Annotated in this window: 16 protein-coding genes and 1 pseudogene; 12 read left to right on the top strand and 5 right to left on the bottom strand. The window is 61.1% G+C overall.

The window, feature by feature from the left end:
* Positions 1-138: 138 nt before the first annotated feature.
* Positions 139-1,158 (bottom strand): ABC transporter substrate-binding protein, encoded by a 1,020-nt coding sequence (locus M0D69_RS34315; RefSeq protein WP_301786277.1) that lies wholly within the window; start codon positions 1,156-1,158, stop codon positions 139-141.
* 299 nt (positions 1,159-1,457) lie between these two features.
* On the opposite strand from M0D69_RS34315, the gene M0D69_RS34320 reads away from it, so the two are divergent.
* From M0D69_RS34320 to M0D69_RS34335, 4 genes are all read left to right on the top strand, one after another.
* The gene (locus M0D69_RS34320) at positions 1,458-2,168 is read left to right on the top strand and encodes a PadR family transcriptional regulator (RefSeq protein WP_301786278.1); all 711 of its coding nucleotides are present in this window, start codon (positions 1,458-1,460) and stop codon (positions 2,166-2,168) included.
* 32 nt (positions 2,169-2,200) lie between these two features.
* Entirely contained in the window at positions 2,201-3,016 is an 816-nt protein-coding gene (locus M0D69_RS34325; RefSeq protein ID WP_301786279.1) for a siderophore-interacting protein, read from the top strand.
* 52 nt (positions 3,017-3,068) lie between these two features.
* Complete coding sequence (locus M0D69_RS34330) at positions 3,069-4,322, top strand: MFS transporter (protein WP_301786280.1); 1,254 nt, start codon at positions 3,069-3,071, stop codon at positions 4,320-4,322.
* Positions 4,323-4,393: 71 nt separating this feature from the next.
* On the top strand, positions 4,394-4,744 hold the full coding sequence (locus M0D69_RS34335) for a helix-turn-helix transcriptional regulator (protein WP_301786281.1): 351 nt from the start codon (positions 4,394-4,396) through the stop codon (positions 4,742-4,744).
* A gap of 39 nt (positions 4,745-4,783) precedes the next feature.
* Here the strand turns inward: M0D69_RS34335 and M0D69_RS34340 are convergent, their stop codons facing one another.
* The 4 genes from M0D69_RS34340 to M0D69_RS34355 are packed head-to-tail and all read right to left on the bottom strand — an operon-like array spanning position 4,784 to position 7,997.
* Entirely contained in the window at positions 4,784-5,749 is a 966-nt protein-coding gene (locus tag M0D69_RS34340; protein ID WP_301786282.1) for an agmatinase, read from the bottom strand.
* Positions 5,750-5,799: 50 nt separating this feature from the next.
* Complete coding sequence (locus M0D69_RS34345) at positions 5,800-6,462, bottom strand: amino acid ABC transporter permease (RefSeq protein ID WP_301786283.1); 663 nt, start codon at positions 6,460-6,462, stop codon at positions 5,800-5,802.
* Positions 6,452-7,135, bottom strand: coding sequence for an amino acid ABC transporter permease (locus tag M0D69_RS34350; RefSeq protein ID WP_301786284.1), 684 nt, complete (start codon positions 7,133-7,135; stop codon positions 6,452-6,454). Before M0D69_RS34350 ends, M0D69_RS34345 begins: the two co-directional genes overlap by 11 nt.
* Positions 7,136-7,148: 13 nt before the next feature.
* Positions 7,149-7,997, bottom strand: coding sequence for a transporter substrate-binding domain-containing protein (locus M0D69_RS34355; protein ID WP_301786285.1), 849 nt, complete (start codon positions 7,995-7,997; stop codon positions 7,149-7,151).
* 123 nt (positions 7,998-8,120) lie between these two features.
* Between M0D69_RS34355 and M0D69_RS34360 the strand changes: the two genes are divergently transcribed.
* The 8 genes and pseudogenes from M0D69_RS34360 (at position 8,121) to M0D69_RS34395 (ending at position 15,945) form a co-directional block, all read left to right on the top strand.
* A complete protein-coding gene (locus M0D69_RS34360; protein WP_301786286.1) occupies positions 8,121-9,005 on the top strand; it encodes a LysR family transcriptional regulator in 885 nt (294 codons plus the stop codon).
* A gap of 575 nt (positions 9,006-9,580) precedes the next feature.
* A pseudogene (locus M0D69_RS34365) lies at positions 9,581-9,760 on the top strand (FadR/GntR family transcriptional regulator); the annotation flags it as partial.
* Positions 9,761-9,826: 66 nt separating this feature from the next.
* Positions 9,827-10,234: a FadR/GntR family transcriptional regulator gene (locus M0D69_RS34370; RefSeq protein ID WP_301786312.1), complete on the top strand. Its 408-nt coding sequence runs from the start codon at positions 9,827-9,829 to the stop codon at positions 10,232-10,234.
* A gap of 69 nt (positions 10,235-10,303) precedes the next feature.
* A complete protein-coding gene (locus M0D69_RS34375; RefSeq protein ID WP_301786287.1) occupies positions 10,304-11,959 on the top strand; it encodes an ABC transporter substrate-binding protein in 1,656 nt (551 codons plus the stop codon).
* Positions 11,960-12,023: 64 nt separating this feature from the next.
* Complete coding sequence (locus tag M0D69_RS34380) at positions 12,024-12,977, top strand: ABC transporter permease (RefSeq protein WP_301786288.1); 954 nt, start codon at positions 12,024-12,026, stop codon at positions 12,975-12,977.
* A gap of 15 nt (positions 12,978-12,992) precedes the next feature.
* Positions 12,993-13,862 carry an ABC transporter permease gene (locus M0D69_RS34385; protein ID WP_301786313.1) on the top strand — a complete coding sequence of 290 codons (870 nt, stop codon included), beginning with the start codon at positions 12,993-12,995 and terminating at the stop codon, positions 13,860-13,862.
* On the top strand, positions 13,862-14,926 hold the full coding sequence (locus tag M0D69_RS34390; RefSeq protein ID WP_301786289.1) for an ABC transporter ATP-binding protein: 1,065 nt from the start codon (positions 13,862-13,864) through the stop codon (positions 14,924-14,926). Before M0D69_RS34385 ends, M0D69_RS34390 begins: the two co-directional genes overlap by 1 nt.
* On the top strand, positions 14,923-15,945 hold the full coding sequence (locus tag M0D69_RS34395) for an ABC transporter ATP-binding protein (RefSeq protein WP_301786290.1): 1,023 nt from the start codon (positions 14,923-14,925) through the stop codon (positions 15,943-15,945). Before M0D69_RS34390 ends, M0D69_RS34395 begins: the two co-directional genes overlap by 4 nt.
* Positions 15,946-15,947 lie beyond the last annotated feature (2 nt).

Here is a 15,947-nt window from a genome sequence, read left to right on the forward strand (position 1 = left end):
GCTAATAGTGATAAAGAGAACAGCTAAGACATAACGACCGCAGACGCAGAAAGCACCAACCCGGCGCCACCCCCGACCACCGCCCCCCCCCAAAAACCCCGCCCAACCAGAACCCCGAGTGCGAACGAAAACCAACGCTCATGTCTTCGCTATCTGCGTATCCGAGATCGCACGCACATCGATCCGCCTTGGCAGAATCGCATCGCGAAAGGCGATATCCGCAACCCGCTGCAACGCGACAATGTCATTGTCCGCGACAAAACGCTGCTTCAGCGCGGATCGAGCAGTGATGGTCTTCGCAGCATCGTAAGGAAGCCGGGTCAGCAACGCGTAGACATGCGCGTACGCATCGGGGTTGGCCACGGCCCAATCACCCGCGCGCTGCAAACGCTGGAGCACATCTGCAATGGCGAGGCGCTTCAGGGGATCGGCGGCAGCCGCCCCGGACGCCGTCACGAAACCCAGACCGCTATTGATCCCGGTGCCATCCCGCAGCACCCGTGCGCCACGCTGAACTGCGGTCCCGAAGTACGGATCGAAGGTTGCCCATACGTCGATGCTTCCCGATTCGAATGCGGTAAACGCATCGACCGGCAAGACGAATCGTACCGAAACGTCGTTACGCGAGAGGCCCGCTTCGGCGAGCGCGCCATAGAGCTGAAATTGCGAAATGCTGCCACGTGCCGATGAAACGAACACCGTGCGCCCCTTGAGTTCCGCCACGCTGCGCAGCTTCGAATCCGCCGGAACGAGGATGCCCAACTGCGCGCCCGAACCGACGCGCGTCGCAACGATCTTGAGCGTCGGGTCGCCGACGGCAGCCGCCAGCACCGGCAAATCGCCTGCAGGCGCCAGGTCGACGGCGCCCGCACGCTGCGCTTCAAAGAGCGGCGCGGCACCCTGGAAATTAGCCCACTTAAATGTATACGGCGTGCCGTCGAGAACCTTGGCGGCCTCGGCTAGCGCGCGCGTACCGCCCGCCTGATCGCCCAGCACAAGCGTGACGGAGCCCAGGGCCGCATCCGCAGCCCTGGCGGCTTGGGACGCGAAACCACCAAGCGCGGCGACGGCCGGCGCGGCGCCAAGCAAGCGCAATACGCGCCGCCGTCCAGCGGAAACATCAGAAACATCGGGACCATCGGAACCAGAAATTTGCATAAATCCTCGCAGGCGAAATCAACGCCCAGAGTAGCGACGCCGCACCGCCTTGAGAATTATTCAATTCCGATATGGTTATGACCGACGGATACTTAAGCAACGCAGGTTTCAGCGTGATGCTTAACGCGCTTAGCGGCACGCGTCGGCTTAGGCCACGCTAAGCGATCCACAAGAAAAACGGTGACGACGACCCGCAACGCCGCCGCAGCTTCCATCGCCCCTTCTCCGAAAAAATATTGACAACCTATCTTAAGATATATATCTTAAGATGTGTTTTACGATATTAAAGGAGCTCCGCCATGAGACATCACCGAAGCCGCGACTTCGCACACCCGCACGCCGGATTCGAATCTTCAGACCGTTTTTCCCTGCATGCGCTGTGGCATGCAATCGGACGCCACCACCACCGCCATCACGACGACAGCCGGTTCCCCGGCGCCCCGGGAGGATTCGGTGGAGGCGGTGACGACTGCATGCCGCGCGGTCGCAAATTTACGTCCGACGATCTTCAATTGCTTCTGCTTGCGCTTCTGGCCGAACAACCGCGCCACGGCTACGAGTTGATCAAGGCGCTCGAAGTTCGATCGAACGGTTTCTATAGCCCGAGTCCGGGCATGGTCTATCCAGCGCTGACTTATCTGGAGGAATTGGGCTATGCAACGGTTGAGGTAGAAGGCAATCGTAAGCGTTATGCCTTAGCCGATCCCGGCCGCGATTATCTGGCGGCTAACCGGGAACGCGTCGACCTGATGCTGGCCAAGCTAAGCCATTTCGCCCGCAAGATGGATTCGGTACGCCGCGCGTTTGCAGGCGAAGCACCCGATGAAAACGCGGACGCTAACGGCGACAGCAACGCCTGGCTGCCCGAGTTTATCCAGGCGCGCCGCGCGCTTAAGCACGCGCTGCTGATTCGAACCGACGCCCCCGCTAGCGAGCAACGCCGCATCGCAGCCATCCTTGCGCGCGCTACCGCCGAGATAGAAGGCAAAGCCGCCGGCGATGCGGCATGAACCAACACTCAAGAGTCACAAGAGAAAGCACAATGCAAAACAGACCCGATCTGGCGGTCGGCCGTGTCCGCCATCAACTTAAATTCCGCTTGGCTCAAGTCAAGCGCGTGCAACCGCTGACGCCCCATCTCGTGCGCGTCACGTTAAGCGGCGACGATCTCCACGACTTCGAATCCGCGTCTTTCGACGACCACATCAAGGTCTTCTTTCCGCCGCCCGGAGCCGACAAACCCGTCATGCCCAGTGCTGGTCCGAACGGTCCGGTTTTTGCCGACGACCAGCCGCGGCCAATCGCTCGAGACTTCACACCGCGTCGATACGATCGCGAAGCGGGCGAGCTGGATATAGAATTCGCGCTGCACGAGGCGGGACCGGCCGCTATCTGGGCCGCGCAAGCCCAGGTTGGACAGTACCTGGGAATCGGCGGCCCGCGTGGCTCCTTCACCATTCCCACCGGTTTCGACTGGCATCTGCTGATTGGCGACGAGACGGCGCTGCCCGCCATCGCACGTCGACTGGAAGAGTTGCCGTCGGGAACACGCGTTGCAACGCTGATCGAAGTGGAAGATCCGTCGGCACGAATCGATTTCGCGACACAGGCTGACCTGTATGCCGAGTGGCGCTATCGCAGCGAATCGGACTTCCCCGGCGGCGCCTTGTTGCTGGCCTTGCGCGAGATGTATCTGCCGACCGGCGAAGGGTATGTCTGGGCCGCGGGCGAAGCCACGATCATGCGCGCAGTGCGTCAGCACCTATGCACGGAACGCGGTATCGACAAGACCCGTATTCGCGCCGCGAGTTACTGGAAACGAGGCGTGGAAGCCGTTCACGAATCGATCGACGACTAACTCGCGTCTCCGCCGCTTTAGCCGCTGGAATAGAATTAATAAGGATAGCTATATGTATAGTCTAGACGCAAGCCGCGAGCGGCACCTTCTTTGGTTGCTCGCGCTCACACAGTTCACCATCATCATGGACTTCATGATCATGATGCCGCTCGGCCCGCAGATCATGCGGAGCTTTCAGATATCACCGGCCGCGTTCGCCACCGTGGTTTCAGTCTACTCGTGGTGCGCAGGTCTCTCGGGCCTGTTCGCTGCCACTTATATCGACCGATTCGATCGCCGCCGTCTTCTGTTAGCGGTGTACGCGCTGTTCGCGCTGTCGAACCTGGCCTGCGCCTGCGCCACCAGCTTTCCCATGCTGCTGATCGCGCGAGCTTTTGCAGGCATCACCGGTGGCGTGCTGGGGTCGGTCATCATGGCGATCGTCGCGGACGTCATTCCTGCCGCCCGGCGCGGCGCCGCGACCGGTACGATCATGACAGCCTTTTCGCTGGCGGCGGTCGCGGGCGTACCGGCAGGCGTTCTGTTGGGCGCGCATTTCGGATGGTTCGCGCCGTTCATCTTGCTGACGGCATTGTCGATCCTGATCTGGCTGGGCGGGATGCGCATCGTGCCTTCGTTAGCCGAGCACCTGAACCGCAAGCAACCCGCTTTAAGCAGCGTGCTACCCGCGCTTTGGCGGCTGGTTTCGACCCCGCGCTACCTCAACGCGTTTGCACTAACCTTCATCGCAATGGCTTCGCAGATGCTGGTGATCCCGTTCATCTCGCCTATGCTCGTGGCCAACCACGGCGTGGCTCCCGCACAGTTGTCATGGCTTTATATGGCGGGCGGCGCCGCAACGTTCTTCACATCGCGGCTCGTCGGCCGGCTCTCCGATCGCTATGGCAGCCGCCGGATATTCCGCGTGATGGTGGTCCTGTCCTTGCTGCCCGTGCTGTTCATGACTCACCTGCCGGGCTTGCCGTTTTTCGCCATGGTGTTGCTTTTCCCCGTGTTCATGGTGATCGTGTCCGGACGCATGGTGCCGATGCAGGCGTTGCTGACGACCGTTCCGGAGCCGGCTAACCGTGGCGCTTTCCTTAGCACGAACAGCGCGCTGCAAGCACTCGGAGCGGGTTGCGGGGCGTGGTTGGGCGGACTGTGGCTGTCGATCAGCCCGACTGGAACTATTGAAGGTTATGGTCTCAACGGATGGCTCGCAGCCGGACTCGTATCGTTTGCGGCGATCTGGGTCGGCCGCGTGAAAGCGGCGTCAGAGAGAGCCGTCATGCCCCCCATTGCCGGCGAACCGCTGGGCGAAGCGTAACCAGTACGCCGATAAAGACGAACCCTGAGCAAATGCGCCCACTTTCCCAACATGCAGTCAGGAGACTGCATATGACATCGTCGAACAAAGCGCTGCTCAAGAGCGTGGCGCAACGAAACGCTGCGGCTGTTTTCGCCGCACTGGGCGATGAGACGCGCCTGCGTCTCATCGCCGTCCTGTGTGCCGGAAGCGCGATGTCGATCGCGCAGCGCACGGCCGGCACGGACATCACGCGGCAATCGGTTACCCAGCACCTGCAGGTGTTGGCAAACGCGGGACTGGTCCGCGACGTCAAGGTCGGGCGCGAGCGCCTGTGGGAATTCGAACCGACGCATCTGAAAGCTGCCCGCCGGTCCCTTGAAATGATCGCGCAGCAGTGGGATCACGCGCTGATGAAACTAAAGCTGGCCGTAGAGGATTGATCGCAAGGGGACCCCGGGGCCGCTAGTGCGGCGCGGCAGTCAGCGTCGGTTATCGAAATAACCTGCACGAATCGCGCTGCCGATCAGGTTGAGAATCAGGCGGCCCGCCGTGATGCACGAGATCTGGTTGACGTCTTTCTCAGGCTGAATCTCGACGAGATCCATACCCACCACACGTCCCTTCTTCACGAGGCCATGAATCAGCTTGCGTGCTTGCAGGAAAGTCACGCCACCCGGCGCCGGTCCCGCAACGGCGGGCATGACGGACGGATCGAGGCCGTCGGCGTCGATGGTCAGATAATAGTTGCCGCCGTCAGGAATGCGAGCGAGCACGGCATCCATGCCGACGTCGTGAAGCTCGTACGCGGTAATCAGCTCTGAGCCGTAAGCCTTGGCCGCGCGCAATTCTTCCGGCCGGCCGCTGCCCTGCGCACGCAACCCGATCTGCACGATCTTCGCAACGTGCTTCATCTCCGAGGCCCGACGGATTGGGCTGGAGAGACCGTCACGCACACCGTTCACTTCGTCACGCCAGTCCAGGTGCGCATCGACGTGAACAAGCGTGATCGGGCCGAGGCTGTCGAAGGCACGCAACACGGGCGTCGTAATGCCATGGTCGCCACCCATCACGATCGGCAATGCGCCAGCCGCGAGAAGCTTTCGGACCACCGTTTCCACGCGCTCATAATGGCTGCCGGGGGCAGCCAGGTCCGCGATCACATCGCCGCAATCGACGAAGCGGATATCGTCGCGTTCCTGCAAGAGCGGACCGTCGATATCGAAATCATAGTGACCGGGCGAGCGGACCACGCGATCAGTTGCCTGACGAATCGCCGTCGGTGCGTTGGTCTGGTCATTGGTAAAGTCGGCGGCGGAATACGCGGAGCCGTAAGGCATGCCGAGCACGGCGATGTCCGCATCGAGGTTGTCGAGGTCCAACGCAAGATCCGAGTACAGCAGAGTCTTGTGTCCGGTTTTAGGCGGAACGGTAAGCGGTTTTTTCATGATTAGGTATCCTTTATTTAAAACGAATACATGCGCTGTGATGACCGGCGTCAGACGCGCCGGTAACGGGTTGCGTAGCGCTCCGACCACTGCCCTGCGATGTCGAGCAGCACACTGCATAGCCAGTAGATCAGCGCGGTAGTGCCGAGCACTTCGACATAGGCGAAGGTATCGGCGGTAAGCAGGTTGCTCTGATACGTGAGTTCCGTGAGGCTCATGACGGAGAAGATCGACGAGTCCTTGAACATCATGATCGTGAGGCTGGTGGTGGCCGGTGCGAGATAACCAAAGATCTGCGGCAGCACGACATGACGCTGGACCTGAAGCCCGGTCAGTCCCAGCGACCGCGCGGCCTGGACCTGCCCATGCGCGAGGCTGCCGAACGCAGCGCGCAGGATTTCGCAGAAGTATCCGCCGGTATAGAAAGCGGTAGCAGCGACGCCGATGGCAAATGCGGGCATGGCAACGCCGATTTTCGGCAAGCCGAAGAAGCTTAGATAAACGAGGATCAGGAATGGCACATTACGCACGATCTCTACATAAACCAGCGCGCTCGTCCGCAGCACGCACCACGAGGAAGCGCGAAAATAGGCAGCAATTGTTCCGAGCACGATGCCAAGCGGAATGCCGAGCACGCAGACTTGCGCCGTTACCTTGAGCCCCTTGAGAAGCGGCAGGATGGACGACTCGACGATGCCAAGGTCAATGGACATTGGGCAGCACCTTCGCCACGCGGCGCTCGATCCCACGCGATGCCGACGACGCGAGAAACAGGATCGCGAAGTAGACCACCGCCGTTGCGGAGAATACCTGTAAGGGCAAATTTGTCTGCAGCGTGGCATCACGCGCGACAGTCGCCAGATCATGTACCGCGATAATCGACATCAGCGAGGAAGCCTTCAGCAACATCGTGAATTCGTTGGTCAGCGGCGGTATGGAACGATAGAAAAGCTGTGGAAAAACGATGTAGCGCCACACCTGCACCCGCGGCATGCCGAGTGCCCGTGCGGCCGGGATCTGCCCGCGACCGAGCGAGTTCAGCGCGCCGCGCAGGATCTCCGACACATACGCCGCCGTGTTCAGCGCCAGTGCGAGAATGCCGGCTTGCAACGGTGAAAGGGGCAAGTTGAGCACGGCAGGCAGGACGTAATACGCGACCAGCATCTGGATCAATGCAGGCGTGCCGCGTATCACGCTGACATAGACGATCACGACCCCGGCGAGCGTGCGTCCGCCATGCTGACGCAGGAGCAGCAGCAGCGAGCCGATCACGATGCCGAGCACAAACGCCGCCACGCTTGCTGCAATCGTGGTGATGGCGCCCTCGGCGACATCGTGAAGGAACGGCCCGAGTGCGGCGAGTTGGCTGCTCAGCGATGCAAACATGCCGTGCACTGGCTCAGACCGCGCCTTCGGGCAAATAACCGCTTGTCGGGAGGTTCATCGTGTACCCGAACCATTTCTTCTGCATTTGCGCAAGCTGGCCGCTCTTCGTCAGTTCCGCGAGCGAAGTATTGATGAACTCGCGAATCTCCTTGTCTTGCGGATTCGCGACCCATGCGAGCATCTTCGGCTCACCGATCTTGCCGATCACGCGGAACTGCCCCGGCTCCTTCTTCATCAAAACGGCGACGATGTTCGACGGCATGATTCCCACGTCGAGCGTCTTGTTCGTCAGCGCGACCATCACGTCCGGATACGCCTGAAATAGCTTGATGTCCGCATAACCCGCACCCTTCGCTTTCAGTTGCGTGTCGAGCGCCTGGGCGATCGGTTGTGACGACGAGCCCATCTGCGTGCCGACTATCTTCCCGGCGACATCGTCAGTCTTGGCGACGGCGGTGTCGCTTGCTCGCACGACGAGTACCGTGTCGACCACACCGACCGGCTCGGAGAATGCGAAGCGTTTTGCCCGCTCCGGATTGATGCCGACGCTCGTCGCGACAAAGTCGAACTTGTGCGTCATGAGGCCGGGCAGCAGGCCCTGGAACGGCAGGTTGACCTGATTGAGCGTCACCCCGAGCTTGCTCGCCATGTACTCGAGAATGTCGTGACCGTAGCCCACTACCTTGCCGTTTTCGACGAATTCAAACGGTTCGTAAGCTGCCTCGGTGCCGACGGTCAGCTTGCCGCGCTGGCGGATGTCAGCAAGCGATCCGCCCTCGGCAAACGCGAAAGACGGCATGGCCAGCGCGAGCGAAACGCCCCCTGCCACGGTGAGAAATCTGCGTCGGTCGAGCGTGATCATGGAGTTCCCTGGGAAACGTTGCGAAGCGTCAGTGGGGGAAATGTAGGTAGTCAAAAAAGTTTTGGAAAACCATTTTTTCGTTGATATGGTTCCGGAAACCGAAACCTTTTAGAGCACGCATCGATGAAGAAAATGGACCTGAACGAGCGCGATCTGCGTTCGCTGCGCGTGTTTTGCGCGGCGGCGCAAGCGAGCGGATTCGCGGCGGCGGAGCGCGCGTTGTCGATGTCGAAGGCGTCGATCAGCCGGCACATCAATGAGGTTGAAGCGCGGCTTGGGGTCAAGCTGTGCGAGCGCGGTCCCGGCGGATTCCAGCTTACGGAAGGCGGTGAAGTCGCGTTGCGGGTGGCATTGCAGGCGCTTGAGGCGTTGGAGCGCATCAAGCCGGAAGTCGATGCGGTGCGCGGTGTTTTATCCGGTCCGCTCCTGCTCGGCACGTCCGAGCATGTGATGACGCACGAGGGATGCAGGATCTCCGAAGCGCTGGGCGAACTGCATCGGATTGCACCGCTTGTGCGGCCGACGCTCTCCGTCATGAACTTCAGTGACCTGGGCGCCGCGCTGACCGACCGGCGCGTACAGATCGCCATTCGTGGTGCTTACAAGCGCATTCGGGGGTTTCGGCACTATCCGCTTTTCACTGAAACACATCGGGTGTTTTATCGACCGGCAACTGCGGGCGAGATCCATGCGCATGGCGATACGCGCGCGTTGCCGCTGGTGTATCGGCCTCATCCGTTTGTTGAGGATGCGTTGGCGACGCAAGGGTTCGTGCAGGGGTTGGAGGTAAGCGGACTGGAAGCCGTCGCGATGATGGTGGCCACCGGACGTTATGTCGGGCTGTTGCCGGAGCACTATGCAGCGCAGCTTTCTCCGCGATATGAATTTGCAGTGCTGCCGGAGTCACCGTTTTATTTGATGCCGTTTTGTGCAATCGTCGAGGAGGTTAGGCCCTTGACGCGGGCTGCTGAGGCGTTTTTGAATTTGCTGCTGGAGGCACATCGGTAGGGTGGCCGTTCGCACTGGGGGTTGGGTTTGGGTCTGCCGGTGCGGGTGGTATAGGGTTTGTGCCGGGTTGGTGCTTTCGGCCGTGGTGGTCTGCGTGAGTTAGCTGTTCTCTTTATCACTATTAGCCACTGTGCGTGGCGGCACTTCATTTCTTTTTCCACCGGCGAAAAAGAGACAGAAGCAAAGAAAACGCCTCCCAACAATCAGCAAGTTAGTGTCCCTAGCGTGCAGGCCCGGCGCTTTTGGCACCTGATAGCACGGTGCTCGCCAGACTCGATAATGTTTGAACCCCTCCTTCTCCGAACACCGATACCCACACGCTTCGCCACCAGTGACTGAACCTGCCACTAGTTCACCCCGCGCTATCCGCGTACTAACAGCTCAAGAACGAAGGGCCTCTTTTTTTGCCCTGATTTCGTGCGCTGCACCGAACCGGTCGCATGCAACTAGTGCACGCGCCCGCGCCTTGCCCGCGCCCATCAGTTCAACCCTTTGTTTTTAAAAGCCTACTACACCCTGGCATGGTTCGCGCATAGCAACCGCCGGTCCTACCGGTAGGAGTGCGCCGCATGAGCATGCCGAATTTCGTTGCGCAAACCCTGCAGCAACGCATCCTGTCAGGGGTATACGCGCCCGGCGAAATGCTGCCCGGACAACGCGAACTCGCAGGCCAACTAGGCGTAAGCCGCGGCGCTCTGCGCGAAGCAGTATCGGTTCTGATAACACTAGGCTTCCTTCGCTCAATCCCCGGCAAAGGCACATTCGTCGCACATCGCGGACAACACGACGCAGGCCTGGCCACCCGCAGCGCCGAACAAACAATGCAACTGCGCTACATCATCGAACCCTCCGCCGCCGCACTCGCAGCAAGAACAAGCGGCCCCCGCGCGGCAACGCAGTTCCGCGACATGCAAGCACGCTTTAAAGACGCCCTACTACGCAACGACCTCATCGACGCAGCCAGTTGCGACCTCACATTCCATCAGGCAATCGCCACCTATTCCGGCAACGACATCCTCGCGGAAATCTCCCATTCGTTCGAGGATCGCATCGGTAAAAGCCAACGCTTTCCCCTCGCCAATACTCCACGCCTGATCGAAGCGTTCGAAGAACACGAACACATCGTTGCCGCGATTGTCGGCGGCAATGCCAGCGCCGCATTAAGCGCGATGCAACACCATTTGCGAAGCGCAGCGGAACGTGCCGGCGTCGCTTTCACCATTCCATAAATAACTGTACTGCTAACCGGTTTCGTAAGCCTCCACCAAAGATCAATCTCCATAAAGGACAGTACTTGCATGAACTTCATCAAATCGAGTTTGCTGACGTTAGCCTGCGCGCTGGCATGCGGCGCCGTCTTTCCCGCCTCTGCACAGGCACAAGAGAAAGTGCTGAGAATCGCGATGACAGCAGGCGACATCCCCCGCACGCTGGGCCAACCGGACCAAGGTTACGAGGGTAACCGCTTCACCGGCATCACGATGTACGACGGCCTCACCCAATGGGACCTAAGCCATGAGAAAGGCCCAAGTGAACTGATCCCCGATCTCGCTATGTCGTGGCAAGTCGATTCCAAGGATCAAACCAAATGGGTCTTCAAACTGCGTCCCGGCGTGAAGTTCCACGACGGCTCACCATTCAACGCCGACGCAGTCGTCTGGAACGTCGATAAAGTCCTCAACAAAAGCGCACCGAACTTCGATCCAAGCCAGGTCGGCGTGACCGCGTCACGCATGCCCACGCTGCGCTCGGCGCGCAAGATCGACGACCTGACTGTCGAGCTGACAACCTCAGAGCCGGACTCGTTCCTGCCGATCAACTTGACCAACCTGTACATGGCCTCGCCTGCACAGTGGCAGAAAACACTTGCTGCTGTCCCGGCAACGGTCACCGATCCCGCCGAGCGCGACAAGCAGGCATGGATCGCGTTCGCGGCCGACGCGTCGGGGACAGGCCCGTTCAAGATGGCGCGCTTCGTGCCGCGTGAACGGCTGGAGATGGTCAAGAACACCGACTACTGGGACCCGGCGCGCAAGCCGAAGATCGATCGCGTGGTCCTGCTGCCGCTGCCCGAGGCAAACACGCGCACGGCGGCCTTGTTGTCAGGACAGGTCGACTGGATCGAGGCGCCCGCGCCTGATTCGATGGACGCCATCAAGTCACGCGGCTTCAAGATCTATTCGAACCCGCAGCCGCACGTGTGGCCGTGGCAACTCTCCTTCCTGCCAGGTTCGCCGTGGCTCGACAAGCGCGTACGTTACGCGGCTAACCTCTGCGTGAACCGTCCCGCGCTCAAGCAGTTGCTCGGCGGCATGATGAGCGAGGCGACCGGCACCTTCGAGCCGGGCGATCCGTGGCGCGGCAACCCCACCTTCCAGATCAAGTACGACCCGGATGCAGCCCGCAAGCTCATGACCGAAGCAGGTTATTCGGCAGCCAAACCGCTGAAGGTCAAGGTACAGATCTCCGCCTCGGGTTCCGGTCAGATGCAGCCGCTGCCCATGAACGAATTCGTGCAACAGAACCTGAAGGCCTGTTTCATCGATGTCAGCTTCGACGTGGTCGAGTGGAACACGCTGTACACCAACTGGCGTCTCGGTGCGAAGGACCCTTCGGCACATGGCGCGGATGCAACCAATGTGAGCTTCGCGTCAATGGACCCGTTCTTCGCCATGGTCCGCTTCGTCAGCACGAAGGCCTTTCCGCCGGTATCGAACAACTGGGGTTATTACGGCAATCCGAAGATCGATGCACTGATCCAGCAGGCCCGCACGACCTTCGACGCGAAGCAGCGTGACGTACTGCTGGCGCAGTTGCACAGCGATATTGTCGACGACGCGCCGTTCATCTGGATCGCGCACGACACCGGTCCGCGCGCGATCTCGGCCAAGGTGCACGGCGTAGTGCAACCGAAGAGCTGGTTTATCGACATCGCCACCATGTCGATAAACTGATCCGAACCCGCCGTCGCTTAGGCGCTAAGTCCGCACCCAAGCGGTGGCAACCGGGCCTCACCTCATGCTTTCCTATCTTCTACGACGCGCGCTCTATGCGTTGCCGATCATGCTGGGCGTTGCGTTCCTCTGCTTCATGCTGGTCCACATCGCGCCGGGCGATCCGCTGGTCTCGATCCTGCCGCCCGATGCTTCGGCCGACCTGCAGAAGCAACTGATGGAGCTTTACGGCTTTAACCGGCCGCTGCCGGTTCAGTTCTTTAGCTGGGTCTGGCGCGCGTTGCATGGCGACCTCGGCACCTCGATTGCAACCGGCCGCCCCGTCGCCGGCGAAGTAATCAAGGCCGTCGGCAACACCATGATGATCGCCGCACTCGCAACGTTGATCGGCTTTGCATTCGGTGCGCTGTTCGGTTTTGTCGCAGGGTATATGCGCGGCTCGTGGATCGACCGCGCCGCTTCGCTCATCTCCGTCACGGGCGTGAGCGTGCCGCATTACTGGCTGGGCATGGTGCTAGTGATCGTGTTCTCGGTAAAACTGATGTGGCTGCCTGCCACCGGCGCAGGGCCGGATGGCTCGGCCGACTGGCAGTGGGACTGGGCGCACTTTCAATACCTCGTCCTGCCTGCCGTCACCATGTCGTTCATACCCATGGGTATCATCGCGCGCACGATGCGGGCGCTGGTCGCCGATACGCTGGCGCAGGAATTCATGGTCGGCTTGAGAGCGCGAGGCTTGAGCGAATTCGCGTTGTTCCGGCACGTGCTGAAGAACTGCGCGCCGACCGCGCTCGCCGTCATGGGCCTGCAACTCGGTTATCTGCTAGGCGGCTCGATCCTGATCGAGACCGTATTCTCGTGGCCAGGCACTGGCTTCCTGCTCAACGCCGCGATCTTTCAGCGCGACCTGCCACTCCTGCAGGGCACGATCCTGGTCCTCGCACTATTCTTCGTGATCCTGAACCTCTTGGTCGACATCCTGCAAACCGTCTTCGATCCGCGTATCGAAAGGGGCTGAGCCGTGACTACCACTATGACTACCCAGCCCGTTGTCACACCGCTTCGCTCGCGCGGACACGGGGCAAACGTACTGCGGCGCCTGGTCCGTAATCCCCAGGCCATGCTCGGCGCCGCCGTGATCCTCGTCTTCCTGATCATGGCCGTTGCCGCGCCGCTCCTGATGCCGGCCGATCCGTTCGCCGCTTCCATGTTCAACCGCCTGAAGCCGATCGGCACCCCCGGTTATGTGCTCGGCACCGACGAACTCGGCCGCGACATGCTGTCCCGCCTGATCCTCGGTGCACGGTTATCGCTTTTCATGGGCGTGACGCCGGTGCTGCTCGCGTTCGGTATCGGCGGGGCGATCGGGATCATGGCGGGCTACGCGGGCGGCCTGCTCAACGCGCTCGTGATGCGTACCATCGACGTGCTCTACGCCTTTCCGTCGGTGCTGCTTGCCATCGCGTTGTCTGGTGCGCTGGGCACGGGCATCGGCAATGCGCTGGTGTCGCTGACCGTGGTGTTCATTCCGCAGATCGCGCGGATTGCGGAGAGCGTGACCACGCAAGTCCGCCGCAGCGATTTCGTCGATGCCGCCCGCGCTTCTGGCGCAAGCGCTTTCACGATCGTGCGCGTGCATGTGCTCGGCAACGTGATCGGCCCGATCTTCGTGTTCTCGACCAGCCTCATCTCCGTCTCGATGATCCTCGCCTCCGGCCTCTCGTTCCTCGGCCTGGGCGTCACGCCGCCGAACCCCGAATGGGGTCTCATGCTCAATACGTTGCGCACCGCGATCTATATCCAGCCCTGGCTTGCCGCGCTGCCGGGCTTGTTTATCTTCGCGACATCAATTGCGTTCAACCTGCTGTCCGACGGCCTGCGCGCCGCGATGGAGATCAAGTGATGGCCGCGCTCATGACAGACGAACGTGACATCGGCGGCCCTGCGCAACCGCTCTTGAGCGTAAAGAATGTGGTCAGGCATTTTCCGCTCGGGAACAAGGGACTGCCGTTCTTGAAAGACACACGCAACGTGGTGCGCGCCGTCGACGACATCTCCTTCAATGTACTGAAGGGTGAAACCCTCGGAGTCGTCGGCGAGTCGGGCTGCGGCAAGTCCACCATGGCCCGGGTGATGATGCAACTGCTGCTGCAGGATAGCGGCGAACTCATCTTCGACGGCGAGACCGTGGGCTCGCGCGCCCTGCCCTTGCGCGAGTTTCGCCGCCAGGTGCAGATGGTGTTCCAGGACAGTTTCTCGTCGCTCAATCCTCGCATGACAATCGAGGATTCGATCGCGTTCGGCGCGACCGTTCACGGTGTTTCACCGAAAGACGCAATTGCGCGGGGACGCGACCTGCTCGCGCGTGTCGGACTCGATCCGGTGCGTTTTGCGGGCCGCTATCCGCATGAGTTGTCGGGTGGTCAGCGGCAGCGCGTGAATATCGCGCGGGCGTTGGCGCTCGGTCCACGCCTCGTGATCCTCGACGAGGCCGTGTCGGCGCTCGACAAGTCCGTCGAAGCCCAGGTGCTGAATCTGCTCGCCGATCTCAAAGCGGAGTTCGGGCTGACCTATGTCTTCATCAGCCACGACCTGAACGTGGTCCGTTACATCTCGGATCGCCTGGTGGTGATGTACCTTGGCGAGATCGTCGAGATCGGCGAGGCAGAGGACGTGTTCGCGCACGCGCTGCATCCGTACACGCGGGCTTTGCTCAATTCCATGCCAAGCGTCGATCCGACCCGTCGCACAACGGCCGCACCGCTCTTCGGCGATCCGCCAAATCCGATAGACCCTCCCAGCGGCTGCCGCTTTCATACGCGCTGTCCGCAGGCACAGGACGTCTGCAGCAAACGCGCACCGGCCGTCTCGACAGTAGGTGCAGGACAGGTGACATGCCTTGAATACGAGCCGGGCAGCGGCTACGTTCCAATATCGGTTGTGGCTGCGCAGGAGGTGCTGTCATGAACACGAAGCAGGACGTCAGCATCAGCTTGCGCGACCTGAAGGTCCGCTTTATCACACCAGGCCGGACGATCCACGCGGTCAACGGCGTCGATCTGGAGGTGGGACGCGGCGAAGTAGTCGCGTTGCTTGGCGAGTCGGGCTCGGGCAAAAGTGTCACGCTGCGCGCGATCATGCGGCTGCATTCGGAGAAGACCACGCAGATGGAGGGCGGTCTCGACGTCGAGGGCAATGACGTGCTGAAACTCTCGCGCAACCAGCTTTCAGAGCTGCGTGGCAAGGTCGTATCGATGATCTTCCAGGAGCCCTTGCTCGCCCTCGATCCGGTCTACACGCTGGGCGCGCAGATTGTAGAAATGGTGCGGCGGCATCAGGGGGTATCGAAAGCCGAAGCGCGCAAGCGCGCGCTCGCGTTGTTCGAAAAAGTCCGTATTCCAAGCCCTGAACGCCGCCTCGATGCTTATCCGCATGAGATGTCCGGTGGCATGCGCCAGCGCGCGATGGTTGCCCTCGCGCTGTCATGCGAACCGCGTGTCCTGCTCGCCGACGAGCCGACCACCGCGCTCGATGCCACCGTGCAGATCCAGATCCTGCTGCTCTTGCGGGACCTGCAACAGGAACTGGGCCTCTCCATCGTGTTCGTCACACACGACATTGGTGCGGCGACCGAAGTGGCGGATCGTATCGCAGTCATGTATGCAGGTCGTATCGTCGAGCAGGGACCGGCGCTTGCGCTGCTGACCGAGCCCCGGCATCCCTACACCATTGCGCTGCTCAAAGGCCGCACGCAAGGCGCGATGAAAAAAGGCGTGCGGCTGGAGACGATAGGCGGCGCGCCGCCTGACCTCTCCGCACTGCCGCCCGGCTGCGCGTTTGCTCCGCGCTGCCCGCATGCGATCGACCGCTGCTTGCAGACACAGCCTGAAGAACGCGGTGTAGGCAACGCGCATTCGGCCCGTTGCATCCGGGTCGATGAAATTGCCACGCTGCACCCGACGACTGAAACCGCCCCCACCCACTAATC

The sequence above is a fragment of the Caballeronia sp. SEWSISQ10-4 2 genome (assembly GCF_030464885.1).
Classification (GTDB): domain Bacteria; phylum Pseudomonadota; class Gammaproteobacteria; order Burkholderiales; family Burkholderiaceae; genus Caballeronia.

Excerpts from the sequence above, each read along its gene's own strand:
- M0D69_RS34375 (WP_301786287.1), top strand. The coding sequence starts at position 10,304 with ATGAACTTCATCAAATCGAGTTTGCTGACGTTAGCCTGCGCGCTGGCA.
- M0D69_RS34395 (WP_301786290.1), top strand. The coding sequence starts at position 14,923 with ATGAACACGAAGCAGGACGTCAGCATCAGCTTGCGCGACCTGAAGGTC.
- M0D69_RS34345 (WP_301786283.1), bottom strand. The coding sequence starts at position 6,462 with ATGTCCATTGACCTTGGCATCGTCGAGTCGTCCATCCTGCCGCTTCTC.
- M0D69_RS34320 (WP_301786278.1), top strand. The coding sequence starts at position 1,458 with ATGAGACATCACCGAAGCCGCGACTTCGCACACCCGCACGCCGGATTC.
- M0D69_RS34390 (WP_301786289.1), top strand. The coding sequence starts at position 13,862 with ATGGCCGCGCTCATGACAGACGAACGTGACATCGGCGGCCCTGCGCAA.
- M0D69_RS34325 (WP_301786279.1), top strand. The coding sequence starts at position 2,201 with ATGCAAAACAGACCCGATCTGGCGGTCGGCCGTGTCCGCCATCAACTT.
- M0D69_RS34355 (WP_301786285.1), bottom strand. The coding sequence starts at position 7,997 with ATGATCACGCTCGACCGACGCAGATTTCTCACCGTGGCAGGGGGCGTT.
- M0D69_RS34340 (WP_301786282.1), bottom strand. The coding sequence starts at position 5,749 with ATGAAAAAACCGCTTACCGTTCCGCCTAAAACCGGACACAAGACTCTG.
- M0D69_RS34385 (WP_301786313.1), top strand. The coding sequence starts at position 12,993 with ATGACTACCCAGCCCGTTGTCACACCGCTTCGCTCGCGCGGACACGGG.
- M0D69_RS34380 (WP_301786288.1), top strand. The coding sequence starts at position 12,024 with ATGCTTTCCTATCTTCTACGACGCGCGCTCTATGCGTTGCCGATCATG.
- M0D69_RS34315 (WP_301786277.1), bottom strand. The coding sequence starts at position 1,158 with ATGCAAATTTCTGGTTCCGATGGTCCCGATGTTTCTGATGTTTCCGCT.
- M0D69_RS34370 (WP_301786312.1), top strand. The coding sequence starts at position 9,827 with ATGCAACTGCGCTACATCATCGAACCCTCCGCCGCCGCACTCGCAGCA.
- M0D69_RS34350 (WP_301786284.1), bottom strand. The coding sequence starts at position 7,135 with ATGTTTGCATCGCTGAGCAGCCAACTCGCCGCACTCGGGCCGTTCCTT.
- M0D69_RS34330 (WP_301786280.1), top strand. The coding sequence starts at position 3,069 with ATGTATAGTCTAGACGCAAGCCGCGAGCGGCACCTTCTTTGGTTGCTC.
- M0D69_RS34335 (WP_301786281.1), top strand. The coding sequence starts at position 4,394 with ATGACATCGTCGAACAAAGCGCTGCTCAAGAGCGTGGCGCAACGAAAC.
- M0D69_RS34360 (WP_301786286.1), top strand. The coding sequence starts at position 8,121 with ATGAAGAAAATGGACCTGAACGAGCGCGATCTGCGTTCGCTGCGCGTG.